Annotated in this window: 23 protein-coding genes; 18 read left to right on the top strand and 5 right to left on the bottom strand. The window is 64.5% G+C overall.

Annotation, left to right across the window (positions count from 1 at the left end; translation table 11 throughout):
* Window positions 1–5 precede the first annotated feature (5 nt).
* The 4 genes from CH292_RS15860 to CH292_RS15875 form a co-directional block, all read right to left on the bottom strand.
* The gene (locus tag CH292_RS15860; RefSeq protein WP_094655211.1) at window positions 6–1,991 is read right to left on the bottom strand and encodes a hypothetical protein; all 1,986 of its coding nucleotides are present in this window, start codon (window positions 1,989–1,991) and stop codon (window positions 6–8) included.
* 41 nt (window positions 1,992–2,032) lie between these two features.
* Window positions 2,033–3,274, bottom strand: coding sequence for an acetyl-CoA carboxylase biotin carboxylase subunit family protein (locus CH292_RS15865; RefSeq protein ID WP_020111081.1), 1,242 nt, complete (start codon window positions 3,272–3,274; stop codon window positions 2,033–2,035).
* Between the two features lie 120 nt (window positions 3,275–3,394).
* On the bottom strand, window positions 3,395–3,736 hold the full coding sequence (locus CH292_RS15870) for a DUF1801 domain-containing protein (RefSeq protein WP_020111080.1): 342 nt from the start codon (window positions 3,734–3,736) through the stop codon (window positions 3,395–3,397).
* Between the two features lie 9 nt (window positions 3,737–3,745).
* Window positions 3,746–4,243, bottom strand: a complete 498-nt coding sequence (locus CH292_RS15875; RefSeq protein ID WP_094627923.1) for a hypothetical protein — start codon at window positions 4,241–4,243, stop codon at window positions 3,746–3,748.
* Between the two features lie 79 nt (window positions 4,244–4,322).
* Here CH292_RS15875 and CH292_RS15880 point away from each other — a divergent pair, with 79 nt between their 5' ends.
* The 5 genes from CH292_RS15880 (at window position 4,323) to CH292_RS15900 (ending at window position 9,909) form a co-directional block, all read left to right on the top strand.
* On the top strand, window positions 4,323–5,732 hold the full coding sequence (locus tag CH292_RS15880) for a diguanylate cyclase (RefSeq protein ID WP_094655212.1): 1,410 nt from the start codon (window positions 4,323–4,325) through the stop codon (window positions 5,730–5,732).
* Window positions 5,733–5,818: 86 nt separating this feature from the next.
* On the top strand, window positions 5,819–7,033 hold the full coding sequence (locus CH292_RS15885) for an acyl-CoA dehydrogenase family protein (protein ID WP_019662785.1): 1,215 nt from the start codon (window positions 5,819–5,821) through the stop codon (window positions 7,031–7,033).
* Window positions 7,030–8,052: a phosphotransferase family protein gene (locus CH292_RS15890; protein ID WP_094655213.1), complete on the top strand. Its 1,023-nt coding sequence runs from the start codon at window positions 7,030–7,032 to the stop codon at window positions 8,050–8,052. Before CH292_RS15885 ends, CH292_RS15890 begins: the two co-directional genes overlap by 4 nt.
* Window positions 8,049–8,780 carry an SDR family oxidoreductase gene (locus tag CH292_RS15895; RefSeq protein WP_037183266.1) on the top strand — a complete coding sequence of 244 codons (732 nt, stop codon included), beginning with the start codon at window positions 8,049–8,051 and terminating at the stop codon, window positions 8,778–8,780. Before CH292_RS15890 ends, CH292_RS15895 begins: the two co-directional genes overlap by 4 nt.
* Window positions 8,781–8,934: 154 nt before the next feature.
* The gene (locus CH292_RS15900) at window positions 8,935–9,909 is read left to right on the top strand and encodes an alpha/beta hydrolase family protein (protein ID WP_019662788.1); all 975 of its coding nucleotides are present in this window, start codon (window positions 8,935–8,937) and stop codon (window positions 9,907–9,909) included.
* Here the strand turns inward: CH292_RS15900 and CH292_RS15905 are convergent.
* Window positions 9,881–11,320, bottom strand: a complete 1,440-nt coding sequence (locus CH292_RS15905; protein ID WP_218830183.1) for a PLP-dependent aminotransferase family protein — start codon at window positions 11,318–11,320, stop codon at window positions 9,881–9,883. The two genes, CH292_RS15900 and CH292_RS15905, sit on opposite strands and share 29 nt — an antisense overlap.
* A 23-nt stretch (window positions 11,321–11,343) precedes the next feature.
* On the opposite strand from CH292_RS15905, the gene CH292_RS15910 reads away from it, so the two are divergent.
* The 13 genes from CH292_RS15910 (at window position 11,344) to CH292_RS15970 (ending at window position 25,072) form a co-directional block, all read left to right on the top strand.
* Window positions 11,344–11,805, top strand: a complete 462-nt coding sequence (locus tag CH292_RS15910; RefSeq protein WP_019662790.1) for a carboxymuconolactone decarboxylase family protein — start codon at window positions 11,344–11,346, stop codon at window positions 11,803–11,805.
* Window positions 11,806–11,969: 164 nt separating this feature from the next.
* Window positions 11,970–13,325 carry an MFS transporter gene (locus tag CH292_RS15915; RefSeq protein ID WP_094627919.1) on the top strand — a complete coding sequence of 452 codons (1,356 nt, stop codon included), beginning with the start codon at window positions 11,970–11,972 and terminating at the stop codon, window positions 13,323–13,325.
* Window positions 13,326–13,440: 115 nt separating this feature from the next.
* Window positions 13,441–14,544, top strand: coding sequence for a pyruvate dehydrogenase (acetyl-transferring) E1 component subunit alpha (gene pdhA, locus CH292_RS15920; protein WP_094655214.1), 1,104 nt, complete (start codon window positions 13,441–13,443; stop codon window positions 14,542–14,544).
* Window positions 14,541–15,542 carry an alpha-ketoacid dehydrogenase subunit beta gene (locus CH292_RS15925; RefSeq protein WP_094655215.1) on the top strand — a complete coding sequence of 334 codons (1,002 nt, stop codon included), beginning with the start codon at window positions 14,541–14,543 and terminating at the stop codon, window positions 15,540–15,542. Before pdhA ends, CH292_RS15925 begins: the two co-directional genes overlap by 4 nt.
* Entirely contained in the window at window positions 15,539–16,774 is a 1,236-nt protein-coding gene (locus tag CH292_RS15930) for a dihydrolipoamide acetyltransferase family protein (RefSeq protein ID WP_094655216.1), read from the top strand. The genes CH292_RS15925 and CH292_RS15930 overlap by 4 nt, the downstream gene beginning before the upstream one ends.
* Window positions 16,771–18,111: a dihydrolipoyl dehydrogenase gene (gene lpdA / locus CH292_RS15935; protein WP_094655217.1), complete on the top strand. Its 1,341-nt coding sequence runs from the start codon at window positions 16,771–16,773 to the stop codon at window positions 18,109–18,111. The genes CH292_RS15930 and lpdA overlap by 4 nt, the downstream gene beginning before the upstream one ends.
* A 153-nt stretch (window positions 18,112–18,264) precedes the next feature.
* A complete protein-coding gene (locus CH292_RS15940; RefSeq protein ID WP_230594343.1) occupies window positions 18,265–18,984 on the top strand; it encodes an SDR family NAD(P)-dependent oxidoreductase in 720 nt (239 codons plus the stop codon).
* Window positions 18,981–19,736 carry an SDR family NAD(P)-dependent oxidoreductase gene (locus tag CH292_RS15945; protein ID WP_230594342.1) on the top strand — a complete coding sequence of 252 codons (756 nt, stop codon included), beginning with the start codon at window positions 18,981–18,983 and terminating at the stop codon, window positions 19,734–19,736. The genes CH292_RS15940 and CH292_RS15945 overlap by 4 nt, the downstream gene beginning before the upstream one ends.
* A gap of 25 nt (window positions 19,737–19,761) precedes the next feature.
* Window positions 19,762–20,640, top strand: a complete 879-nt coding sequence (locus tag CH292_RS15950) for a carbon-nitrogen hydrolase family protein (protein WP_094655218.1) — start codon at window positions 19,762–19,764, stop codon at window positions 20,638–20,640.
* A 16-nt stretch (window positions 20,641–20,656) separates the two neighbouring features.
* Window positions 20,657–21,499: a polysaccharide deacetylase gene (locus CH292_RS15955; RefSeq protein ID WP_094655219.1), complete on the top strand. Its 843-nt coding sequence runs from the start codon at window positions 20,657–20,659 to the stop codon at window positions 21,497–21,499.
* 28 nt (window positions 21,500–21,527) lie between these two features.
* On the top strand, window positions 21,528–22,556 hold the full coding sequence (locus CH292_RS15960) for a sugar ABC transporter substrate-binding protein (protein WP_037107975.1): 1,029 nt from the start codon (window positions 21,528–21,530) through the stop codon (window positions 22,554–22,556).
* A 9-nt stretch (window positions 22,557–22,565) separates the two neighbouring features.
* Window positions 22,566–24,074: a sugar ABC transporter ATP-binding protein gene (locus CH292_RS15965; protein ID WP_094655220.1), complete on the top strand. Its 1,509-nt coding sequence runs from the start codon at window positions 22,566–22,568 to the stop codon at window positions 24,072–24,074.
* Entirely contained in the window at window positions 24,071–25,072 is a 1,002-nt protein-coding gene (locus tag CH292_RS15970; RefSeq protein ID WP_037107980.1) for an ABC transporter permease, read from the top strand. Before CH292_RS15965 ends, CH292_RS15970 begins: the two co-directional genes overlap by 4 nt.
* The last annotated feature ends 3 nt before the right edge of the window (window positions 25,073–25,075 follow it).

Genomic DNA, 25,075 nt, shown 5'->3' on the forward strand with positions numbered 1-25,075 from the left:
CGGTGCTAACTCTCGGTACCCGGCATCCGGTCTGCACCCCAGCTGCGTTCGATGTAGCCGATGGTGTCCTGCACTGCCGATGCGGGAACTCTGTCCGGCTCGCCGTTCTCCAGCGGATCGGTGTGGAAGATGTACAGCCGAGACGCGAACTGCTCGAACGGAAGTGAGCCTTCGCCCGCTTTCTCGCCGTTACCGGCCGTGCCGACGACGACGCCGTCGCCCCAGTCCTGACCGCTGTCGTTGTTAGGGTTGAAGAAGTAGACCCGCATGACAGCGTCGGGGTCGGGGGCGACGCGCAGGATCGTGATGGCGTGCCACCCGATGTACCGTGCGGCGCTGTCGGTGACGGCGACACCCGCAGGCTGGGGGTGCACCAGCGGTTGGCCCCCGTTGTATTCGAGATGGTACGACGCGTAGAACTGCCGAACGAAGTCGTCCAGGTCGATCAGGTTGCCCGTTGCGACATCGACGTCGATGTTGAATCCGCGTGCGGACCACCAGCCGTGGAACTCCGGGTTGACCCACTTGTGCGGATCCCCGGGGCGGTCGGCGCACCTACGAATCATCTCTGCGTAGATGCGATCCAGATGCGGAACCAGGAGCTGCGACACAGGATCCAGGTCGAGGGGAGCAGTGGTGGCCACGCCACCGGAGCTGTCCTTCGACGACAGTGGCTGCCCCTCGAAGTGCATGACGATCTCGTCGTCGCGCGCGGCCCACACCACCATCTGCAGGAGGTAGTCCGGGTCGTTGTACGCCCACATCGACAGCGCGCGAGCGGACTGGCACGTTGGATTGTCGCCCTGCCCGACGCCCAGCGGTTGCCCGAGCATCGACAGAAGCCCACCGAGCAAACGGGATTCGGGCTCCGGCGTCGGGCCGAACACGTCGACGAGCCGCTGACGTACGCCTGGTTCCAGTCGAAGCGCCAGCTGCCGCCACAGCGACGGCACGATCGGCGGTTGGTGCAGGATGCCGCGGTCGAGCATCAGGGCGATGCCGTACAGGCATTGCGCGGCATCGGGATGCACGGCTTCGACGATCAAGCAGTGGACCAGCTCCGGGTACCGCTGAAGGCAGGTTCGTCCGGTCTCGGAGACGCCGAGTGCTTCACCGAGCAGATAGGTGTTGTGCTCGATCAGGAATCGAACCAGCGTCGCGTGGTACGGCGAGACCAGACCGGTGTCGTGCATGGCCCGGGCGAACCCGCGAGCCTCGAACTCGAGACCCTCGGCGTCCATGGCGTCGAGGCGTGAGCGATACACGTCGACGCCCGGATCCTCGCGGCACGCCTCCGTCGGACCGAACAACGCCGAGATCAATCGATCGAGACCTTGCCCCGATGCCCCGAGATCCACCTCGGGGTCTTCGCGGTACACCGCGATGCGGGTCACCATGGCTTTGATGTGGTCGACCTGAATGGGCCTCTGCCGCAGTACCCGCCAGATCTCGTCGCCCAATTTGTCGAGGACGCTGTCGTATCCGATCTGGTCGGCGACGTAGCCGAACAGATCTCGGATGAGGTGCGCGACCCGGCCGAGCTTCACGCGCTCGGCCTCCGACGGTGCGGAGAACAGCACCTCGAGGTTCATCGCCAACACTTGCGACAGAAAGTGTTTCGCGTCCTCGGCACTGACCGCGGGGTGCGTGTACTCGCCTGCAGCGATTGCTACCAGCCGAAGCTCGCTCGTTGCCTCGAGGACGACGGTATCGATCACACCACTGCGCAGGGACGGCCCGACGAAACCGGGCACCAGGATGTCCGGATGCGCCCAGTCGGTACCGGTGAACAGCCCCGCTTCGTCCAACGCTGCGGCACGTTCACGGACTGCTGCGCATCCACCGCGTTGCAACAGAACTCGATGCAGCGCGTCGAGGACACGTTTGACCTTGGTGGTCTTGGAGAATTCAGGGGCCCCCGCCAATGCTTCGGTGGCGTGGTCGAGTTGTGCGACGCGACTGACCAGCGCCTGGTCGACGGGTGGGTCCAATGTCTGTGACGGACCGGTCGAGAAGTCCCCGAAGTCTTGCCTCACACGTAGAAGTCCAGTTCTTCCTGATGCTTCAGCAGGTCACGCATGCGGTACGGGTCGTCGCCGAAGAAGTACAGCAGACCCCAGTGCGTGCCGAAAGCTGTTCGCTTGGTGACGGTTTCCTCGACGGGTGCCGAGAGGTCGTTGGTTTCGTAGTAGTCGTGCTCGGCGGTTTCGGCAGGAATCTCGAGGTGGCTGACGACGCGCCGGCGTGGGTACACGCCGAAACAGCCGGCGATGCCGGTGGCGTCCTCGACCTCGGTCGGGAAGAACGCGTCGATCTCTTCCTCGGTGGTCTTGGGGTCGAACGCCAGCGCGAGCCCTTGGTAGGCGTTGAAGCCGTAGGCACGCTCGAGGAGCTCGAACACCTTGAAGCCCGGTGGCCGGTACGCGACTTCACCGAAGTACATCTCGCCGTCGCTGGTGACGAAGTATTCCGGATGCACGAATCCGAACTCGATGTCGAAGGTCTTGATGAGCTTCTCGATCTGCGCGGTGATCTGCGGCCGGTACTTCTCGAGCTCCGGAGTTGCGGGCACGAACACCGAGTACCCGAGCGTCACGTACTCGGAGATGTTGAGGAACTTGATCTTTCCGTTGTGGATCCACGCTTCGACGGCGAATTCCCAACCGTCCAGATGCGATTCCATCAGTACCGGGAACTCGTCGTCGGGGATGGAGTCGACCTCGTCGGGAGTGCGGATGACGCGGTGCCCGAGGCATCCGGCCTTGTCGAAGGCCTTGAGGTGGATGGGATCGTTGGGGTCACCGTCGAGTTTGAGCAGTGTCTGATTGACCCGGCGGAGGAATCGGACGACGTCCTCTCGGTCGTGCGCCTCCTCGAAGATGCCGACGCGGATGCCGCCGAGCTGCGCGCGACGTTTCATCAGCGCTTTGTCTCGCAGCAACATCGCTTGACCGAACAACCGTGGATTACCGAGCAGAACGGAGTTGATGGCACCCGCCCACTCGACAGTTTCCTCGTACAGCGGGATCGCGACGTCGACACCGCGATCCTGCAGTGCCTCGGCGATCTCGAGCGAACGGTCGTTGATGCGCTCGAAGTTCCAGGAGATGTACGGAATGTCGTGTTCGGTGCAGTACTGCTCGGCCCATTCGGGTGCCACGACCACGTATCGACGGTCGAATGCATCCAGGGCCTCCACCGCGGCGAGACTCCAGCCCAGTAGTGCGACGTAGCCCTTCTCCGGATTCTTCTCCAGTCGTGTGGGCTGCGGCATACATGGTCCTTTCCGTCGGAAACGTGTCGTCAGGTCGTCCCGTCCACCGTACAGAGGGCAGTGCGCAGGGCAAATCGCGCACGCGTGTCCCCGTCGCGACGTGCGGTGGTCACCGCCGGGCTAGCGCTGGTTGACGTCGACGGCGCCGCGGACGAGGTCCGAGAAGCCTTTCTCGTCGACGACGTCTCCGGAGTGGATGTCGATCGCACGGCGCGTTCCGGCGTCGAGGCTGGCGTTGAAGATGCCCGACGGATCGGCTACGGACGCGCCCTTCGCGAAGGTCACCTTGACTTTGTCCTTGTAGGTCTCGAGCGTGCAGAGCAGCCCGTCGAGGCTGAACGTGGGCACGCCGTCGGGGTTGGACGGCTTGCGCCACTTCACTTCCTCGGTGACGCCTGGGGCCGCGGCGAGAATCAGTCCTCGGAGGGTGTCCACGGTGTCGATCCGCCAGTCTGCGCTCATGGCGAAAGACTACTGGCGTCGGCGCCACAATCGCAGGACGACGTACGTGTTCGCGACGAGAACCGCGATGTACGGCACCACGAACAACGGCGTGCCCGACGGTGTCAACGCCGAGACCCAGTCGGCCGGGTCGCCGTCGACGACGGGGCGGAACAGGTCGGTGATCTCGGCGGTGACGAGAACGGTCATGCCGAGGATTGCAGTGATGTTGCCGAACGTCGACACCGCCCGGCCGGCCCGAAAATCGCCGATCATCACCAGTGCCGCCACGCAGGCGACGGTCATGATGGGAGCGAACACCGTCAGGCCGAACACCGCATACAGATTCCAGTCGCCCAGTGCGCCGGGAAGAAGATCCTGATGGTCGATCAGTGCTACGACCGGCATCGTCAGAACCAGAACGAGTAGCGGCGCAACTCCGACGGTCAATACCCATTCGATATCGCGAGGGCTGCGGGTGCGGTGCCCGACGGCCGTCGTTTGGGGGTATTTGTCCGCTTCGTGCACGGACCTACAGTGCCATACGCGCAGGTGAGATCGAAACGGTTCTCCGCAGGCCAGGCCCGGGATCTGCAAGAATCGACCGATGATCGACGACGTAGGGCTACGACGGGATTCGCTCGTGCGGATCCTGGAGGTCGTGCGCGGCCTGGGCGTCGGCGAGGGATTGGAAGTCACCCTCGCGCGCGTCGCTGCAGCCGTCGTCGATGTGCTGGGTTTCGGTGCCGTCGTCGTCAACGTCAAGGTTCCGGGCGGCGGCCTCGTCGTCTCGACGGCGACAGGCCCTCCCGAGGTCCGCGACATGGTCGGCGAGACGATGACGCACGAGGTGTGGCTGGGTCTGCTGGACGCATGCGAGCGGTGGGGAGAACTACGGTTCCACGAGAACCTGGCGGAGGTCGATGCTCTCGGAGGCGTGTCCTATCGTGACCCGCACCGAACTCACTACCTCTCCGCATCGCCGGATGGTGAGCGGAGGATCTGGCAGCCCGAGTACGCGCTTCTGGCACCGATGTGGGCCGGGGAGAACGCGCTGCTCGGTGTTCTGAGCGTCGATCTCCCGATCTCCGGGCTGATCCCGGACGCCGAGCAGTGTGCGATGTTGGAATTGTTCGCAGGCCAGGCCGGCGCAGCCATCGCGGAAGCGGCGAGGATCGGTGATGCCGAGGACCAGCAACTGCAGTACCGCGCAGTGTTTCTCGATTCGCCGATTCCGACGGCGATGCTCGGGCTCGACTCCACCGTCGTCGAGGTCAACAGGGCGTTCGAGGAGCTCACGGGGCGGATCGAGTGCGAGCTCCGCGGTCTCGATCTGACCGCGGTGTTCGGCGCCGAGACCAGGCACGCAGGCGTCGAGGACCGTCGCGTGTTACGTGTGGACGACGAGGAACGATGGGCGCACGTCCGGGTCCAGCGCATCGAAAGTGCTTACGGCACAAGGTTCGTGTGCACTGCCGAGGATCGCAGCGCATCACACCTCGCTCTCGACCACCTGCGCCTGCGCGCGGAGCGCGACGACCTCACCGGACTCGGGGTCAAGAGCCTCGCGATGACGGAACTTCGTGATCGGCTCGAGCATCAGGCCGAGGACGACCTCGTCGCATTCCTGTTCTGCGATCTCGACGGCTTCAAAGCCGTCAACGACGGGCACGGCCACCTCGTCGGCGACCGCGTTCTGACGGAAATTGCTGCGTGCCTGCGTGAATGCGTCGAGGACGGTGACCTCGTGTGCAGACTCGGCGGCGACGAATTCGGGATCGTCGCCACCAGGACAACGGTGGACGGCATCGAGGATCTCGCGCGCCGCTGCGTCGGGAAGCAGAGTTCCGTCCACGGCAGGATGTCCGTCGGAGTGTGCATCGTGCCGGCGGGGAGCGGCAGGACGGCCGAGGCGGTGGTCGAGGCCGCCGATTCGATGCTCTATCGGACCAAGGGCGACGGTGGTGGCACCTGGCGGAGCACCGTGCTCGGGCCGGCTGTCGGGAAGCTCAGCTGATTTCTTGACTCCTCTCGGCGGGCTGTGCGAACCTGAAACGGTGACCGAGCGATCGCTCGGTCGGCCCAACTTCGAGGAGCGCGCCGGTGTCGATCGATCTGACGTATTCGCCCCAGGTCCAGACCGTGATCGACAAGACTCGGACGTTCGTTCGTGAGACGGTGTTGCCGATCGAGGACAAGTTCCTCGGAAACATCGCCGATGCGGGTGGAGACGAACTGCGGATTTCTTTGCAGCAGGCAGCCAAGGACGCAGGCGTCTTCGCGCCGCACGCGCCCGTCGAATACGGCGGGCTCGGACTGAACATGAGCGATCGCGCTCCCGTGTTCGAAGAGGGCGGCTACTCGCTGTTCGGTCCCGCTGCACTGAACATCGGCGCCCCCGACGAAGGCAACGTGCACATGCTCGCCCACATCGCATCCCAGGGCCAGAAGGAACAGTTCCTCGCGCCCCTGGCGTCCGGCGACGTGCGCTCCGCGTTCGCGATGACCGAGCCGGCCCCCGGTGCAGGCTCCGACCCGTCGGCCTTGACCACGGCCGCAGTCAAAGTCGACGGCGGATGGAAGGTCGACGGGCAGAAGTACTTCATCACGGGCGCGGACGGCGCCGGGTTCTTCATCATCATGGCCAGGACCGCGGGCAAGCCGGGTGACCGCGGCGGTGCGACGATGTTCCTCGCGCCGGCCGACACCCCCGGCATCAAGGTCGGCAGGCACATCGGAACCCTGGACAAAGCGATGATCGGTGGACACTGCGAGGTGTTCTTCGACAGCGTCTTCGTCCCCGACGAGAACGTGCTCGGTGCCGTCGACGAAGGCTTCTCCTACGCGCAGGTCCGCCTGGGACCGGCGCGCATGACCCACGTGATGCGATGGCTCGGTGCCGCCCGCCGCGGCCACGACATCGCCGTCGATCACGTTGCGCGTCGAGAGGGATTCGGATCCACGCTCGGCGATCTCGGTATGGTGCAGAAAATGGTCGCGGACAACGAGATCGACATCGCCGCGACGCGCGCGCTGCTGGTGCAGGCCTGCTTCGCTCTCGACCAGGGATCACACGCTGGGAACGAGACGTCGATCGCCAAAACCTACGCGGCCGAGGCTATTTTCCGCATCGTCGACCGCAGCATTCAGATGTGCGGCGGCCTCGGAGTGTCCGACGACCTGCCGTTGGCCAGGTTGTCCAGGGAAGTCCGCCCGTTCCGCGTCTACGACGGACCCTCCGAGGTGCACCGCTGGGCCATCGCCAAACGAGTCGTCGGCGCAGCCAAGAAGGCAGCGCGTCAGGCCGCCGACAAATGACCGAACTCCCAGGAATGAACACTCCCGCTCTCGCCGTGTTTCTCGGCGAGAACGGCGTGGCACTCGACGGCGAGCTGCGCGTCGAACTGATCAGTGGCGGCCGATCGAACCTCACCTACAAGGCGTTCGACGACACGAACGCCTGGGTCGTTCGCCGTCCCCCGACGAGCGGTCTCACCCCGTCGGCACACGACATGGCCCGCGAGTGGGCAGTGACCAGTGCGCTGCAATCCACCGACGTACCCGTCGCCAGGACCGTGGCCTTCGACCGCGACGGAGATGTATTGGGCGCTCCGGCAACTGTTGTCGAGTTCGACCCGGGTACGGTCATCAGAACCCGCGAGGACCTGGACGCCCTGTCCGACGACGACGTCGCGGCCAACACGTCCGAACTGATCCGCGTACTCGCCCGCCTGCACCACGTGGACTACGACGCAGCGGGCCTCGGCTCGTTCGGCAAGCCCGCGGGATTCGTCGGGCGCCAGGTCAAGACATGGGCTCGCCAGTGGGAAGCCGTCAAGACGCGCGACCTCCCCGATGTCGAGAAGTTACGGGACAAACTGGAAGCGGCGGTACCGTCGTCGTCCGGTGCGTCCATCGTGCACGGCGACTACCGGGTCGACAACGTCATCCTCCGGCGCGAGAATCCAGGTTCCGTTGCCGCAGTGGTGGACTGGGAGATGTCCACCCTCGGCGACCCGCTCACCGACGTCGCCCTGATGTGCGTGTACCGGCAACCGGTGTTCGACGCGGTCCTCGGCACGGCTGCGGCGTGGACCAGTGACCGCTACCCGTCCGCGGACGAACTCGCCGAGATGTACAGCCGAGAAACCGGTTCCGGATTGTCCGACTGGAACTTCTACCTTGCCCTCGCCAACTTCAAACTCGGCGTCATCGGCGAAGGCATCACGCACCGAGCGTTGTCCGGCTCCGACTCCGGGCCGGGGGCAGCGTCGGCAGCAGAAGCAACACAGGAATTCATGGCGTCGGGACTCCGCGCGATCGAGGGGAAGAAGTGAAATCTGCACTGGTCACCGGTGGATCGCGCGGCATCGGTCTGGGAATCGCCACTCGCATGGCGCACCTGGGCTACTCGTTGACGATCACGGCGCGCGATGCCGCCGCTCTCGAGGAGGTCGCCGAAGACCTCGGGAAGGCAGGTGCTCCCCAGGTGGTGACGGTGGCCGCCGACCTCGCCGACCGGGACGCCGCCGACCGAATCACCGGCGCGCACGCGAACGCGTACGGATCCATGAACGCACTGGTCCTCAACGCAGGCGTCGGAACGGCAGGCCGCATCGAGGACTACCCGATGCGCCGCTTCGACAAAACACTCGACGTCAACCTCCGGGCGCCGTTCCACGTGCTGCAGAACTCGATCCCGCTCATGCGCACTGCCGTCGACGCCGACCCGGACAACGGAGCCAAGGTCATCGCCCTCGCATCCATGGCGGGCGTCTACTCCGAAGCAGGACTCGCCGTCTACGGCGCCACCAAGGCGGCCATGCTGTCGCTCGTCGAAACCCTGAACGCCGAGGAAAGCGCCAACGGCATCAGCGGAACGTCCATCGCGCCCGGTTACGTCGACACCGACATGAGTGACTGGACCAAGGACAAGATCCCCGGCGAATCCATGATTCGGGTCGACGACATCGTCGAACTCGCGGCCGGCATCCTGTCCCTCTCCTCCCGTGCAGTCGTACCTCGCCTGGTGGTCACCCGCGCCGGGGCCGGGCTGGGAGCGTAGCCGATAACAATCGAATGGATTGGTACACCCGCTTTCGATTGAAGACTCGCCGGTTTGCCACCCGGTCTGTGGACGAAGTTGCCCCACAATCGTTTTGGTGTGCAAAACTGCCGGTGGACACGGTCGTCGGAGCCGTCTCGAGCGCGGGGGTTTCATGGTTCACGCATGGCGTTTCGTTGTGTTCTGCGCGGTCCTCGTCGTGGGCTGGGCCGGTATCCCCACCCTCGCTGCCGCGGAACCGTCGGCCCCGAGGATCGACAGTCGAGTGGACGTCAGCACCACCCTCACCCAGCTCGCGGTGTACTCGCCGAGCATGGATCGAATCATCGACGTCCAGGTGTTGACCCCGGAGACCGAGAGCGGCCCCCGTCCGTCGCTGTACATGCTCAGCGGCATCGGTGAGGAGGACCCGACCAACAGCATGTGGCTGCGCAAGGGGGGAGCTGCCGAGTTCTTCCGCGACAAGAACGTCAACGTCGTGCTTCCGCTCGCCGGGCCGGGAAGCTTCTACGCCGACTGGCAGCGCGACGACCCGAAGCTCGGGCGGTACAAGTGGGAAACCTTTCTGACGCAGGAGCTTCCGCCGCTGATCGACGAGGAGTTCGACGGCAACGGCCGCAACGGTATCGCCGGCTTGTCGATGGGTGCGCAGTCGGCGATGATGCTGGCGTCGCGTAACCCGAGTCTCTACTCGGCCGTCGGTGCGTACAGTGGCTGCTTCGCCTCGGCGGAACTGTTGGGCCAGGGCAGTATGCGCGGGATCGTCACGGCCTTCGGTGGCAACGCGGACAACATGTTCGGGGGACCGCTCGACCCGGCCTGGGCGGCTCACGACGTATTGGTCAACGCCGAAGCGCTGCGTGGCACATCGATCTACGTCTCCGTCGGAACCGGGTTGCCGGGGCCGCACGAGAAATTCGAGACCGCCAAGGACTGGGACGTCGTTGTGGTGGGTGGCCTCATCGAGGTGGGATCGAACTTCTGCACGCATCGACTGGACGACCGGTTGCGTGAGCTCGCCATCCCCGCCACTTTCGATTTCGAGGACGTCGGCACCCACTCGTGGGCGTACTGGGTCGATCAACTGCCCAAGAGCTGGCCTACCCTCGCCGCCGGCCTCGGGTTGTGAGTTCGAGAACCGAGACCAACGTCTCCACTGCGCGAGGGAAGGCACGGTCGCTCGGTGCGGAGAATCCCACCAGGATTCCGTCGGGCATGACGTCGGACTCGACCTCGGCGGCGCTTGGATGCCTGAACCAGCCGAGACCCTCGACGGCGAGGCCGGCCTCACTCGCACCGGCCAGCACGTCGGACTCCGAGCCGGGAGGAAGCGTCAGGACGGCCTGTAGGCCGGCGGCGATTCCCATCGTTCCGATTTCGGGTACCCGCTCCCGCAGGGCATCGACGAGCGCGTCTCTTCGTCTGCGATATTTCAGTCTCATCGCCCGAACGTGACGGTCGTAGGCGCCGGTGGTGATCAAGTCCGCGAGGGTCAACTGATCCAGAGCACTCACCGTTGCCTCCCTGACGCCTTTCGCGTCCAGAATCGGGTCGAGCAGGTGCTCCGGCACCGCCATCCACCCAACACGTACGCCGGGTGAGAGAGACTTCGAGATCGAGCCTGCGTAGAGCACCCGATCCGGATCCAGGCCCTGCATTGCTCCCACCGGCGTTCGGTCGTAGCGGAATTCGCCATCGTAGTCGTCCTCGACGACAAGTCCGTCGGTGGCGCGGGCCCAGTCCACCGCCGCGGTTCTTCGCTGCGGGTGGAGGGAGACGCCCGTCGGGAACTGGTGGCTTGGCGTGAGCACCAGCGCAGCTGCCTCGATCGGCTCATGGGTTCGGCCACCGTGCTCGTCGACGCCGATCGGCACGGTCGGGCCCGAGGTGTCGAACAGGCGCCGGTGGAACGGCAGGCCGTACGACTCGACCGCGAACGGTCCGGAGACGACCGACGTGAGGATCTGCGCTGTCTGAGAGAAGCCGGAACACACGAGAATTCGTCGCGGATCACTGCGAACTCCGCGGGTACGGGCGAGGTACCCGGCCAGTGCGCGTCTCAGTTCGAGTCGGCCGTGCGGATCGCCCGGGCCGAACGCGTCGACGGGCGCGCCGCTGACCGCTCGGCGTGCCGCGGCCATCCACGCCGCGCGCGGAAACGCTGACTGATCAGGACGGCCCGGCCGAAGGTCGTGCTCGGGACGCAACTCCGGCCGCACCGTCGACGACGCCGCGCGCACCGATGCCGCTCCGCGATGCGCGACGCGGGTACCCGAGCCTCGGCGGGCGTCGAGCCACCCTTCGGACACGAGCTCACCGTAGGTCTCGGCGACCGTGTTGCGGGCGACGCCGAGATCGGCTGCCAACGCGCGGTACGACGGTAACCGGGTGCCCGGCTGCAGCCGCCCGGTCGCGATGGCGTCGCGCAGGGCGCGTCCGAGCGCGGACCGCCGCGAGCCGGTCGGGGCGAGATCCAGGTGAAGGTCGATCCCCGAATCGACCACGATTTCTGCCACGGAATTGAACCTTATTGCGGTCATCGAGGCGTCGTAGCGTTCCGGTCATGACAACACGCATCAACTTCGCATCCGCATCCCCGGCCGTGCGCACGGCGCTCGTCGCTCTCGACGTCGCCGGCCGCAACGGCATCGACCCAGCCTTGGCCGAACTGATCAAGATCCGAGCGTCACAGCTCAACGGCTGCGCGTTCTGCCTGCACATGCACACCACCGACGCCAGGAAGGCAGGCGAGAGCGAGGAGCGCTTGGCTCTCGTCGCGGTGTGGCGAGACGCGAGCAACTTCTTCGACGAGAAGGAACAGGCGGTACTCGCGCTGACCGAACAGGTCACGCTCATCTCGCAGGGAGGAGTGTCCGACGAGGTGTACGAGCGTGTCGCGCAGCACTTCGACGAGCACCAGATCGGTCAGCTGCTGGCTCAGATCTTCACGATCAACGCCTGGAACCGCATCGGCGTGTCCACCCACCTGGTGCCGGGTGTGAACAATCCGGGCCGCTCCGCCTGAGGGCGAGTGGGAATCGACGTAGTCGCTCAAGGGGAGCACGGAGATCGGAAAGGACAAACTGCACGTGTCGACGCCACGGGAATGGTCGATTTCTCCATAGGCCAAGCGCCCACCAACCCATAACGTGTCCCAGGTCACTCTCACCACCGAGAAAGCCGAGACACATGCCTGCAGACGCACCGAAACCCGAGATCGAAACGCGGGTGGTCAAGAAGGTCGCCCGACGGATCATTCCGTTCCTGGGCCTGGCCTACTTCGTCAACTACCTCGACCGAACGAACATCGGGCTCGCGAAACTCACCATGAGCGACGAGCTCGGCCTGACCGAGACGATGTTCGGGTTGGCGTCCGGACTGTTCTTCATCGGCTACCTGCTCTTCGAGGTGCCGAGCAACCTGGCGCTGCACAGGTTCGGTGCCAGGCGCTGGATTGCCCGCATCATGCTGACGTGGGGAGTGATCGCCGCGGGCATGGCCTTCGTGCCCACCGCGGGCTGGCTCTACGGTTTGCGCATTCTGCTGGGTATCGCGGAAGCCGGCTTCTTCCCCGGCGTGCTGCTCTACATGACGATGTGGTTCCCGCGTGCGTACCGCGTGCGGTTGATGGGCCTCTTCCTGCTGGCGCTCCCGATCTCCTCGGCTCTGGGGGCGCCACTGTCCAGCGCGATCATCCAGTACTGGGACGGGCTGTTCGGGCTCTCGGGATGGCGCGTGATGTTCCTCGTCGAAGGCCTTCCCGCGGTTCTGCTCGCCGTCGTCACCTGGTTCTACCTGACCGACCGGCCTGCTCAGGCGAAGTGGCTCGACGACGACGAAAAAGCATGGCTGACGGCCGAACTGGAGTCCGAGGACTCCGCGAAGGGTGGACACGTCAGTGGCTCGGTGACTCGAGCACTGCGCGATGCAAGGGTGTGGATGCTCGGCCTCGTCTATTTCGGTATCACCTACGGGCTGTACTCGCTCAGTTTCTTCCTGCCCAGCATCGTCGCCGGGTTCAAACAGACGTTCGACACCGACTTCTCGCTCGTCACAACCGGTCTGATCGTCGCCGTTCCGTTCGCCGTCGGTGCGGTGGCCATGGTGCTGTGGAGCAGGCACAGTGACCGGACCGGTGAACGTACCTGGCACGTCGCGATTCCAACCCTCGTCGGCGCTGTCTCCATCCCGTTCGCGCTGTACATGGACTCACCGTTCACGACGATGCTGGCGGTGACGGTCAATGCCGTCGGTGTCTTCTGCGCGCTCCCCGTGTTCTGGTACCTCCCGAGCACGTTCCTGACGGGGGCGGGTGCCGCCGCTGGAATCGCGATCATCAACTCGGTCGGCAACATGTCCGGCTTCGGCGCTCCCTACGTGACGGGGTGGCTGCTCGACACCACCGGAAACGCGCGCGCAGGGCTGTGGGTAGTGGGCGCGGTGATGCTCTTGGCCGTCGCGTTGGTTCTGATACTTCGCGGTCGTGTGGGCGCCCGACCCAGCCCCGTCGCCGCACCGCGCGAGGAATCAATGCGCACAAGGTAAGCACGTTTTCGTGACCAGGAAACGTGCAACGTGCTCAATTCGAATCCGAACTATTGATCCTTCTGATGATTCTTGATTGTGTTCCAGGTAACAGTGCAACTGTACGGAGGCCGAGATGGACACCGCAATTTCACGAGCGAGCGATGACGACCTCATCCAGCTCGTCACAGCCGAAGGCACGCGAACCGAGCCTTCCGAATTCACCGGCCTCGTCGAGGACATCACGACGGACAAGCTCCGCGACCTCTACGAGGACCTGATCGTCGTACGACGGATCGACGCAGAGGCCACCGCGCTCCAGCGGCAGGGAGAACTCGGGCTCTGGGCACCTCTGCTGGGACAGGAAGCCGCCCAGGTCGGATCCGCCCGCGCACTGCACCCCGACGATTTCGTCTTCGGCAGCTACCGCGAGCACGGGGTCGCGTACTGCCGCGGCGTCGACCCGACGGAAATGTTGCGGTTCTGGCGCGGTTCCACCCAATCCGGCTGGAACCCGTACGAGTACAACATGACAACGCCGGCCATCATCGTCGGATCTCAGGCCCTGCACGCCACCGGATACGGGCTGGGAATTAAATTCGACGGAGCCGACGGCGCCGTCATCACCTACTTCGGTGACGGCGCCACGAGCCAAGGCGACATCTCCGAAGCATTCGGATTCGCGGCAAGTTTCAACGCCCCTGTCGTGTTCTTCTGCCAGAACAACCAGTGGGCAATCTCCGAGCCGGTGACTCTGCAGACGCACATCACGATCGCCGAACGTGGCCGTGGATTCGGTGTTCCCGCGCTACGCGTCGACGGCAACGACGTGCTGGCCGTCCTTGCGGCCACCCGGATGGCATTGACTCGCGCACGCGAAGGCAGCGGACCGATGCTGATCGAAGCCGTCACCTACCGAATGGGACCGCACACCACTTCCGACGATCCCACCCGCTACCGGTCGGCGGCAGTCGACGACGAATGGAAGAAGAAGGACCCCATCGACCGCATCGAGCGACTGCTCGACGCCGAAGGAGCGATGGACGACGCGCTCCGCGCACGCGTCAAGGATCGGGCCGACTGGACCGCAGCCGAACTCCGCCGCGGATGCCTCGGCACCGTGGAGCCGACGGCGATGTCGGTGTTCGACAACGTGTACGCAGACCCCCATCCGTTGATCGCCGAGGAACGAGACGCCTACGCCACCTATCTCGCCGGATTCGAAGGAGCTCAGTCATGACCGCGACACTTGCCGCCCCGCAGCTTCCGCTCGGTAAAGCGCTGAACGCAGGCTTGCGTCGGGCGATGGAAGACGACCCCAAAGTAGTGCTGCTCGGCGAAGACATCGGCAAACTCGGCGGGGTCTTCCGCATCACCGACGGCCTGCAGAAGGACTTCGGACCCAACCGCGTCATCGACACTCCACTGGCCGAGTCCGGAATCATGGGCACCGCAGTCGGACTCGCCTTCCGCGGATACCGGCCGGTCGTCGAAATCCAGTTCGACGGCTTCATCTACCCGGCGTTCGATCAGATCGTGTCGCAGGTGGCCAAGCTGCACTACCGCACCGGTGGCAACGTCACGATGCCCCTGACCATCAGAGTGCCGTACGGCGGCGGAATCGGTGCCGTCGAACATCACTCCGAATCCCCGGAAGGCTACTTCGCGCAAACAGCCGGCCTACGCGTCGTCAGCTGCAGCAATGCCGCCGACGCCAACGTCATGCTGCGCCAGGCCATTGCGTCGGACGACCCGGTTCTGTTCTTCGAGCCCAAGCGACGCTACTGGCAGAAGGGCGAGGTCGACGTCACTGCGCCGATCGACGATGCGTACCCGCTGCACCGAGCTCGGGTCGTCCGTGAGGGCACGGACGCGACGATCATCGCGTACGGCCCACTGGTCGTCACCGCCCTCCAAGCAGCGGATGTCGCTGCGGGCGAGGGTCGGTCGCTCGAGGTGATCGATCTGCGTTCGCTCTCGCCACTGGACATGGACACCATCGCGGAATCGGTCCGCAAGACCGGCAGGCTCGTCATCACCCACGAGGCAGCGACGTTCATGGGTATCGGCGCAGAAATCGCTGCGCGAGTGCAGGATCAGTGCTTCTACAGTCTGGAAGCGCCCATCCAGCGCGTCGGCGGATTCTCGACCCCGTATCCGGCGGCGAAGCTCGAAGAATTCTTCCTCCCCGACGCCGACCGAATTCTCGACGCAGTGGACAGGACGTTCCCGGTATGACGAACAGCTTCCGCCTACCCGATCTCGGCGAAGGACTCACCGAGGCCGAACTGATCAGCTGGTCGGTGAAGGTCGGTGACACCATCGCACTCAACCAGGTGATAGCCGAGGTGGAAACCGCCAAGGCATCGGTCGAACTGCCGTCGCCGTTCGCCGGTACGGTCACGGCACTGCGCGCCGACGAAGGCTCGACAGTCCAGGTGGGCAGCGTCATCATCGAGATATCCGAAGGCTCGACCGAGATCGTGACCGAAGAGCCAGCCGAGAAGGAAGAACGTGTCCCGGTTCTCGTCGGATACGGCGTTGCCGGCGAAGGCGTGAGCCGACGCGGCAACCGTCGCCCGGCGGCCCCCGCGTCGCCGCCGCCGTCGAACGGTAGACCGCTCGCGTCCCCACCGGTCCGATTCGTCGCCAAGCAGCAGGGAATCGACCTTGCGGACGTATCGGCGACCGGTGCACACGGCGAGGTGACCCGCGATGATCTGGCTGCGTACACCGAGCGCGACACAGCCCCGGTCTCGGGCACGGTGAAGAACGAAACCCGCACTCCCATCAAGGGAGTTCGCAAGCACACGGCGGCAGCCATGGTGTCGAGCGCCTTCACCGCGCCGCACGTCACCGAGTTCATCACCGTCGACGTGACACCGTCGGTGGAACTGTTGGAAAAACTACGCGGCACCAAGCACTTCCGCGACATCAAACTCACCCCGCTGGCGCTCGTCGCCAAAGCACTGCTGGTCGCTCTGCGCTCCAATCCGAGTCTCAACTCCGAGTGGGACGAACAGAATCAGGAAATCGTCACCAAGAACTACGTCAATCTGGGCATCGCTGCCGCGACACCCAGAGGGCTGATGGTCCCGAACATCAAGGACGCACACACCCTCGGTCTGAAAGACCTCGCGCACGCGCTGACCCAACTGACCGTGACGGCCAAGGAAGGCAAGACCGGCCAGGCCGACCTCGCCGACGGCACCATCACGATCACCAATGTCGGTGTCTTCGGTGTGGATTCGGGGACCCCGATCCTCAACCCAGGGGAGGCAGCGATCCTCTGCTTCGGCGCGATCCGTCGTCAGCCGTGGGAGTTCGAGGGAGAGATCGCTCTGCGCTCGGTCACGACGCTGAGCCTGTCGTTCGATCACCGTCTGGTCGACGGTGAGCAAGGATCGAGATTCCTGGCCGACATCGCGTCGATCCTCGCCGACCCGATGAACCTGGTGGCGTTGGCATGAGCGACGTCGTCGTCCTCGGAGGCGGATCGGGCGGGTACGCAGCTGCATTTCGTGCTGCGCAACTGGGACTTTCGGTCACCCTGGTGGAGAAGGACAAGGTCGGAGGAACCTGCCTGCACCGCGGGTGCATCCCGACCAAAGCCCTCCTGCACGCGGCGGAGGTGGCGGACACCGCCCGGGAGAGCTCGTCGGTGGGGGTTCGTGCGAACTTCGAGGGTATCGACATCGGCGGCGTCCACGCGTACAAGGACGGCGTGGTCTCCAAGCTGTACAAGGGCTTGCAGGGCCTCGTCAAGGCTCACAAAATCGAATTCGTCAGCGGTACAGGTAAATACGTCGGAAACAGGACCGTCGACGTGGACGGCCGCAGGATCACCGGATCATCGGTTGTCCTCGCGACTGGGTCGTACGCGAAGGTGCTCCCCGGAATCGAACTCGGGCCGCGAGTGCTGACCAGCGACCAGGCGTTGACCCTCGACTACGTCCCTAAGCGGGCCATCGTGCTGGGCGGGGGAGTCATCGGCGTCGAATTCGCCAGTGTGTGGGCATCGTTCGGCGTCGAGGTGACCATCGTCGAAGCACTGCCCCGACTGGTTGCAGCCGAGGACGAGTGGGCGTCCAAACAGCTCACCCGCGCCTTCAAAAAACGCGGCATCGTCGCACGGACATCGTCGCCGTTCACCGGCGTCAAGGAAACCCCCGACGGTGTGACGGTGACCCTCGACTCCGGGGAGACGCTCGATGCCGATGTTCTGTTGGTCGCGGTCGGGCGCGGGCCCACTACGTCCGACCTCGGCGGCGTCTCGATGGATTCGGGATTCGTCGGCGTCGACGGCAACCTGATGACCTCGGACGACGGAGTCTACGCCGTCGGTGACATCGTGCGCGGACCACAGCTGGCGCACAGAGGATTTCAGCATGGCATCTTCGTCGCCGAGCACATCGCGGGTCTGAAGCCCGCTGCAGTCCCCGACGAGAACATCCCCCGGGTCACGTACTCGAACCCCGAAATCGCGTCCGTCGGACTGACGGAAGCGCAGGCGATCGAGCGTCACGGTTCTGCGGATTCCGTCGTCTACGACCTCGCCGGCAACGGCAAGAGTCAGATCCTCGGCGCGTCGGGCGGGGTCAAGCTGGTGCGGGCCGGGGGCTCAGTCGTCGGCATTCACATGGTCGGCGCACGCGTCGGCGAACTGATCGGTGAGGCGCAGTTGGTCGTCAACTGGGGCGCATACCCCGAGGAAGTCGCGCACCTGATCCACGCTCACCCAACGCAGTCCGAGGCCTTCGGCGAAGCTCACCTCGCACTGGCGGGGAAGCCGCTGCATTCCCACTGAGGTGTCTTCTGTTACGCCCGTGAAAACTAATCCTCCCAGCGTCCCGCATACGTAAATCTACGGACGTGCCCACTGCCGAGTAGTTCCTACTGTTCAGCCATCGCATCAATCGGATGCGCATCACCGATCTCGGTGAGGCAAGCAGAAGGAGGCATGATGGGACGTCTGTCCGGATCAGTGGCCATCGTGACCGGTGCGGCGGGCGGTATCGGGTTGGGTATCGCCGAGCGTTTCGCCTTGGAGGGCGCAACCGTCGTCGCGACCGACGTCCAAGGCCTGACCAGGGACAGTGCGGTTGCGATCCGTCAGCACGACGTGACCGACAGAGGCCAGTGGTCGGCACTGTTGGAGGACGTGCTGGCCGCCCACGGCAAGGTCGACGTACTCGTCAACAATGCGGGCGTCGCCGGCTACCACGACATTGTGGAGACACCCGTCGACGAGTGGCAACGCATCGTCGCTATCAACCAGACCGGCGTGCTGTTCGGTATGCAGTCCGTCATTCCGGCGATGCGCGCCAACGGCGCAGGGTCGATCGTGAACGTGTCCTCGATCTGTGGATCGACAGCTGTGCCCGGTGTCGCGGCCTACCACGCCACCAAGGGCGCGGTGATCACCATGACCAAGAACGCGGCCGTGAGCTACGCCCGCGACGGGATCCGCGCCAACGTGATTCTTCCCGGCTGGATCAAGACGCCGATGACCGTCGGGCAGACCGACGAACTCAACGCTCGCTACCTCGACGCCACACCGCTCGGACACGGTGCAGATCCCGAGGATGTCGCCTGGGGCGCCGTCTATCTCGCGTCGCGCGAATCAGCCTTCGTCACCGGCGTCGAACTGCCTATCGACGGCGGATACCTCGCGCAATGAGCGCCCCTACCCGAGAAAGCGAACGCTCCACCATGAACAGGTTGCACGGCAAGGTCGCGCTGGTCACCGGCGCGCAACAGGGAATCGGACGCGCGACGGCCGAAGCGTTCGTGGCCGAAGGTGCCACTGTCTACGCGGCCGACCTGACCGACAGTTTCGAACGGATCGACGGTGCACACTCCATCGCCCTCGACGTCTCGCAGGAGGCGGCCTGGCAGCGCGCAGTCGAGGCCATCCTCGCCGAGCACGGCAGCATCGACGTACTGGTCAACAACGCAGGCGTCATCGCATACTCCGGGATCGAGGAGATCGATGTCGACGAGTGGGACCGAGTCATCGGCGTCGATCAGACCGGTGTGTGGCTCGGTATGCGCGCGGTCGTTCCGTCCATGCTCGCGGCAGGCGCAGGCTCGATCATCAACCTGTCCTCGGCATGGGGGGTTGTCGGTGGCGTCGGCGTCGCGGCGTACCAGGCTGCCAAGGGAGCCGTACGGTCCATGACCCGAAATGCGGCAATCACTTATGCGCAGCAGGGAATTCGAGTGAACTCGATCGTGCCCGGGTGGATTCGAACGCCTCTCGCCGAAGCTCAGGATCCGGAGATCAACGCACGCGTCATCGGTGGAACGCCGATGGGACGGGGCGCGGAACCGAGCGAAATTGCCTACGGCTGTGTCTATCTCGCCAGCGACGAGTCCTCCTACGTCACCGGAACCGATCTGGTCATCGACGGCGGCCTGCTCGCTCGCTAGAGCCCGAACGAGAAAGAGATTCATTATGAGCAGGACAGTCACCGTTTCCGCGGTGCAATTCGAAATGCGCGAGCTCGACGGTTTCGACGCCTTCGCCGCACAGGTCCGAGGGCTGACAGAGCAGACGGACGGTAGCGACATCGTCGTGTTCCCGGAGCTCGTCACCGAGCCGCTGTTCACCGTCAAGCCCGGGTGGCAGTCCGATCCGATCTCCGAACTCGGACGTATCTCGGAGTACACCGACGACTACCGCGCCTTGTTCGCGGACCTCGCCCGCACTCGTGGTCAGAACATCCTCGCCGGCACACATCTCGTGCGCACCGAGGAGGGGCTGCTGAACACGGCCTTTCTGTTCACTCCGGACGGTACCGAATACCGGCACGAGAAGACTCATATCTTCCCGGCCGAGGCCGACTGGGGAACGGGTGAAGGAGACCGACTCGATCCGATCGATCTCGGCAACGTCACCGTCGGAATCGCGGTCTGCTACGAGGCCGAGATACCGGAGGTCAGCACGGTTCTGTCACGGCGCGGAGCCGAACTTCTGCTGATGCCGTCGTACACGTTCACCGAGGCCGGCTTCTATCGCGTCCGGCACACCGCGGCAGCGAGATGCATCGAGAACCAGGTCTACGCAGTACACGCACCGATCGCAGGTTTCGCCGGAGCACCACTGTCACCGGGCTGGGCGAGGGCGTCGATCCTGAGCCCGTGTGATCTGGACTTCCCCGCTGACGGTGTGGTGGCCGAGGCCCGGACGAACGTCGAGGACGTCATCACGGCCACGTTGGACCTGGACCTGCTTGCGGAGAACCGAAAGACGGGAGCGGCGACGACGTTCTTCGATCGGCAGCGCCGGAACCCGCTGTATCGCACATTTTCCGCAGACCTACTCCCCGAATAGAAGGAGACCTCGACAAATGCCTCTGAACCTGCCCGAAGGTAAGAAGATCGCCGTCAACATCGGCTGCGATTTCGACGCACACAGTGTCTGGATGGGAACGTTCGGCAAGACCAGCCCCAGCTACCTCTCCCGCGGTGAGTTCTGCGCCGAGGTCGGTGTGCCGCGGATTCTCTCACTGTTCGATCGCTACAAGATCGCCGGAACCTGGTGCACCCCCACACATTCCATGGAGACGTTTCCCGACGCCTTCCAGAGCATCGTCGACGCAGGACAGGAAGTCGCTGCTCACGGGTGCTACCACGAATCGGTGCCGTCGCTCGATCTCGACACCGAACGGCACCTCATGGACAAGACCCTGAAGCTGCACGAGAAGTACGTCGGAAAGCGCCCGCGCGGATACCGTTCGCCGGCTTGGGACTTCACCGAGCACACCATGTCGATCCTCGAAGAGCACGGTTTCGAATGGGACTCCTCGCTCATGGGCCGCGATTTCGAGCCGTACCATCCGCGTCCGGTGGAGGTGCGCTGGGAAGAGGGAAGCGTCCTCGGCGCCCCGTCACCGATTCTCGAGTTCCCCGTGTCCTGGTTCCTCGACGACTTCCCCGCGGCCGAGTACATCCCCGGCGTCAACCAGGGCTTCGAGTCGACAGCGTCGATGTACGAGCGCTGGAAGGACCACTTCGACTACTGCTACGACAACGTCCCAGGCGGAGTCATGGCCCTGACGGTGCATCCGCAGACCATTGCTCGCGCGCACCACATCATCATGTTCGAGAAGCTCCTCGACTACATGTCCGGTCACGACGGCGTCTGGTTCGCGTCCCTCAGCGACATCTACGACACGTGGACCGAGAACTGAACGCCCCTTCCAAACTCAAAGGACCATCATGAAGCTTCGCACCATGAGCATCGCAGCCGCGGCAGCAGTGCTCACCGTATTGCCCGCCTGTTCGGTCGACGCAGTCGCCGACTCCTCCGGCGAAGGGCGCGAGCAGACAGTTCCCACTGTCGACTCGGCATCCGATCTGAAGATCGCGTACTTCTCCGCCGGAGCGAGCAACGCCTACCTGCAGGCCTCCATCGACGAGGCGAAGAAGACAGCCGACGAACTCGGCGCCGAACTCGATGTCTTCGACGGACAGTTCAACGCCCAGACTCAGTTCGATCAGATGCAGAATGCGATCACGAGCGGAAAGTACAACGCGTTCGCTGTCGAGCCGAACGACGGAAACCTCGTGTGCAACATGCTGACTCAGCAGGCACCCGAAAAGAACATCATCGTCTCGGTGTTCAACCTCCCCATCTGCGGCCGCGCCACCAACAGTGGCGAGGAGACTTGGGAGCCCGGCACCGTCAACTACGTAGGCGGGCAGACCCTCGACGTCTACGAAGCATGGGTGGAGAAGGTCAAAGCCGACCATCCCGACGGCGCCAAGATCGCGCTGATCTCCGGACCCGACCTCAACGCGAACACGCTGTGCTTCTTCGATGCAGCACAGGCGTTCGACGGTGACGGCCGGTACCAGGTCGTCGCCAAGCAGACCACCGACTACACCACTCCCAAGGGTTTCCAAGCCGCACAGACGATTCTGCAGGCCAACCCTGATCTCGACGTCGTGATGTCGAACTTCTCCGGCATGACGCGTGGGGTCGTGCAGGCGACCGCAGGCCGCGATGTCTCGGTGTACGACTTCGGTGGCGATCAGTGGGCGCTCGACAACGTCTCTTCCGGTGCCATCACCAGCAGCGTGATGATGCTTCCGCGTCTCGAGACCCGCATGGCGATCCAGGGACTCGCCGACACCGTCGAGAAGCGCGACACCGCGCGGTTCGTCGATCTGTCCACGTCGGACTCCCTCCCCGGTACACCGTTCGCCGAGCGCAGCAACGTCGCCGACTTCACGGCCGAGTACTAGAGGCGCGAGATGACTGTGAACGAAACGCGGTCGACCGCGATCGACTGCATCGAGGTGAGCAAGACCTACGGCGCCAATCGCGCAGTGAAGTCGGCGACGGTGCAGATCGAAGCAGGCAGTGTGCACGCTCTGGTGGGGGAGAACGGCGCAGGCAAGTCCACTCTCCTCGGCATGATCAGCGGCCGTGTGGAAGCCAGTTCGGGTTCCATCACGGTGTTCGGCACCGAACTGCACGGTGGCAACCCCCGGGAAGTACGCCAACTCGGTCTTGCGGCCGTCTACCAGGAACTGACGATGGTGCCCGCGCTCGACGCGGTGGCCAATGTATTCCTCGGACAGAATCTCACCCGGCGGGGCATTCTCGACGGGAAGGCGATGCGAGCCCGATTCACCGAGATGTGCGTCGACTTCGACGTCGACATCCCGGCGGGCGTCCCGGTGCGTGAGTTGTCGGTGTCCACCCAGCAGATTCTCGAGATCATGCGCGGTGTCCAGGCGGACAGCAAGGTGTTGATGCTCGACGAACCCAGCGCGGCTCTGGCCGAGCACGAGCGGGATACGTTGTACCGGGTGCTCGACCGCCTACGTTCACAGGGCACGACGATCATCTTCGTAAGCCACAACTTGGAAGAAGTTCTGGCACTTGCGGACCGCATCACCGTGCTGCGAGAAGGAACGATCGTACGCACCGCGGACCGTGCCGAATGGGATCGAAAGCGTCTCATCCAGGAAATGGTGGGCCGCGACGTCGAGGTCGCTGTGCGTGCCGAACGCCGGCCGCTGGGCGAGGCAGTGCTGCAAGCACAGGACGTGTCGTTGCCGAACGTCCTGCACGGTCTCGACATCACCGTCCGCCAGGGCGAGATAGTCGGGTTGTGGGGACTCGTCGGGTCCGGCCGGACGACGTTCATGCGCTCCATCTGCGGCATGGAACCGGCAGCCACAGGTCGGATGACACTCGACGGTGCCGAGATCGCCTGGCCCAAGAGTCCTCGCGCGGCCATCGACGCAGGGCTGGTTCTGGTTCCGGAGAGTCGACGTGCCGGCCTCGTACTCAACATGGACGGTGCCAGCAACTACTGGCTCGGCCGCTCGACACGCACGTTCGGATGGCTACGTCCGGGACGAGAGCGTGATGGTGCGTCGGAACCGGTGCGGTACTTCGGATTCGACCCCGGTCGTCTCGGCGAACCGGTGGTCCACCTCTCCGGCGGCAACCAGCAGAAGGTGTTGCTCGCCAAGTGGGCTGGGCACACACCGAAGGTCCTGTTCGTCGACGAACCGACGCGCGGTATCGATATCGGTGCCAAGTCCGAGGTGCTCGCCTCGCTCGTCAACTTGGCCGAGGAAGGCGCATCCGTCGTGGTCACGTCCTCCGAACTCGAGGAAGTTCTCGCAGTCGCCGACCGACTGCTCGTGTTCGCGCACGGGCGGATCGTCGACGACATTCCAGCAGGTTCACCGACATTCACGGTGGCCGACATCGTCAAGCTCGGCTTTCGAGAGGATGCAGCATGAGTACGTCAATCGACACCAACCCGGTCGCGAGCAGTCCCGCTCCCGACAAGTCTTCGAAGAAGAAGACCAGTCCCAGCACCTTCCTGGTGAAGTACAGCATGCTGGTCGTGCTGGTTCTTCTCGTCGTCGTCGCGACGTTCCTGTACGACGGGTTCCTGGCGCCGGCGAACATCCGGGACATCCTGGTCCAGAACGCAGCCGTCGGAATCATCGCTGTCGGTATGACATTCGTGATCATCTCGGGTGGATTCGACCTGTCCGTGGGCGCAACGTATGCACTCGGTTCGACAGTGTTCGCCGGCGTCACGATCTCCACCGGTTCGGTGGCATTGGCCGGCGCGGCAGCGTTGGCCGCGGGTCTACTGTGCGGATTGGCCAATGGATTGTTGGTGGCGAAACTTCACATCAACCCATTCGTCGCGACGCTCGGTTCTGCGTCGGTGATCTCGGGGTTGGCCTACATCTACTCCAACTCCGCACCGTTCATCGTCTCCCAACCCGGTTTCCAGGCACTCTCGAAGTCGCACACGCTCGGCATCCCGACTCCGATCTTCATCCTGATCCTGACGATGGTCGTCGGCGGCATCGTGTTGGCCAAGACGACGATCGGACGAAACGTGCAGGCCGTCGGTGGTAACACCGAAGCCGGCTGGTTGTCGGGACTGAGGGTTCCGTCGATCACTGCGAGCGTGTACGTGCTCACCGGCGCGCTTGCCGCGATCGCGGGGATGATCGACGCGTCGCGCCTAGCCGTCGGGCAGGCGGATGTCGGTGCGAACATCGCGCTCGACGCCATTGCAATCGTTGTCGTCGGTGGAACGTCGCTGCGCGGCGGAGAGGGCGCGATGTGGCGCTCCGCGGTCGGTCTGCTGATCCTCGCGACGCTGACCAACGTGTTCTACAGCCTCAACGTCAGTCAGCATTGGCAGCTCATCGCCAAGGGTCTGATCGTGATCGCCGCTGTCGCTCTCGATTCCGCTGCACGACGCCGATCCTAGGGA

The sequence above is a fragment of the Rhodococcus sp. 14-2470-1a genome, from assembly GCF_002259425.1.
Taxonomy (GTDB): Bacteria; Actinomycetota; Actinomycetes; order Mycobacteriales; family Mycobacteriaceae; genus Rhodococcoides; species Rhodococcoides fascians_E.

What these genes read in the sequence shown, in the direction of transcription:
- CH292_RS15865 (WP_020111081.1), bottom strand. Translation starts at nt 3,274, where the DNA reads ATGCCGCAGCCCACACGACTGGAGAAGAATCCGGAGAAGGGCTACGTC.
- CH292_RS15870 (WP_020111080.1), bottom strand. Translation starts at nt 3,736, where the DNA reads ATGAGCGCAGACTGGCGGATCGACACCGTGGACACCCTCCGAGGACTG.
- CH292_RS15880 (WP_094655212.1), top strand. Translation starts at nt 4,323, where the DNA reads ATGATCGACGACGTAGGGCTACGACGGGATTCGCTCGTGCGGATCCTG.
- CH292_RS15890 (WP_094655213.1), top strand. Translation starts at nt 7,030, where the DNA reads ATGACCGAACTCCCAGGAATGAACACTCCCGCTCTCGCCGTGTTTCTC.
- CH292_RS15900 (WP_019662788.1), top strand. Translation starts at nt 8,935, where the DNA reads ATGGTTCACGCATGGCGTTTCGTTGTGTTCTGCGCGGTCCTCGTCGTG.
- CH292_RS15905 (WP_218830183.1), bottom strand. Translation starts at nt 11,320, where the DNA reads ATGACCGCAATAAGGTTCAATTCCGTGGCAGAAATCGTGGTCGATTCG.
- CH292_RS15910 (WP_019662790.1), top strand. Translation starts at nt 11,344, where the DNA reads ATGACAACACGCATCAACTTCGCATCCGCATCCCCGGCCGTGCGCACG.
- CH292_RS15915 (WP_094627919.1), top strand. Translation starts at nt 11,970, where the DNA reads ATGCCTGCAGACGCACCGAAACCCGAGATCGAAACGCGGGTGGTCAAG.
- pdhA (WP_094655214.1), top strand. Translation starts at nt 13,441, where the DNA reads ATGGACACCGCAATTTCACGAGCGAGCGATGACGACCTCATCCAGCTC.
- CH292_RS15925 (WP_094655215.1), top strand. Translation starts at nt 14,541, where the DNA reads ATGACCGCGACACTTGCCGCCCCGCAGCTTCCGCTCGGTAAAGCGCTG.
- CH292_RS15930 (WP_094655216.1), top strand. Translation starts at nt 15,539, where the DNA reads ATGACGAACAGCTTCCGCCTACCCGATCTCGGCGAAGGACTCACCGAG.
- lpdA (WP_094655217.1), top strand. Translation starts at nt 16,771, where the DNA reads ATGAGCGACGTCGTCGTCCTCGGAGGCGGATCGGGCGGGTACGCAGCT.
- CH292_RS15940 (WP_230594343.1), top strand. Translation starts at nt 18,265, where the DNA reads ATGATGGGACGTCTGTCCGGATCAGTGGCCATCGTGACCGGTGCGGCG.
- CH292_RS15945 (WP_230594342.1), top strand. Translation starts at nt 18,981, where the DNA reads ATGAGCGCCCCTACCCGAGAAAGCGAACGCTCCACCATGAACAGGTTG.
- CH292_RS15950 (WP_094655218.1), top strand. Translation starts at nt 19,762, where the DNA reads ATGAGCAGGACAGTCACCGTTTCCGCGGTGCAATTCGAAATGCGCGAG.
- CH292_RS15955 (WP_094655219.1), top strand. Translation starts at nt 20,657, where the DNA reads ATGCCTCTGAACCTGCCCGAAGGTAAGAAGATCGCCGTCAACATCGGC.
- CH292_RS15960 (WP_037107975.1), top strand. Translation starts at nt 21,528, where the DNA reads ATGAAGCTTCGCACCATGAGCATCGCAGCCGCGGCAGCAGTGCTCACC.
- CH292_RS15965 (WP_094655220.1), top strand. Translation starts at nt 22,566, where the DNA reads ATGACTGTGAACGAAACGCGGTCGACCGCGATCGACTGCATCGAGGTG.
- CH292_RS15970 (WP_037107980.1), top strand. Translation starts at nt 24,071, where the DNA reads ATGAGTACGTCAATCGACACCAACCCGGTCGCGAGCAGTCCCGCTCCC.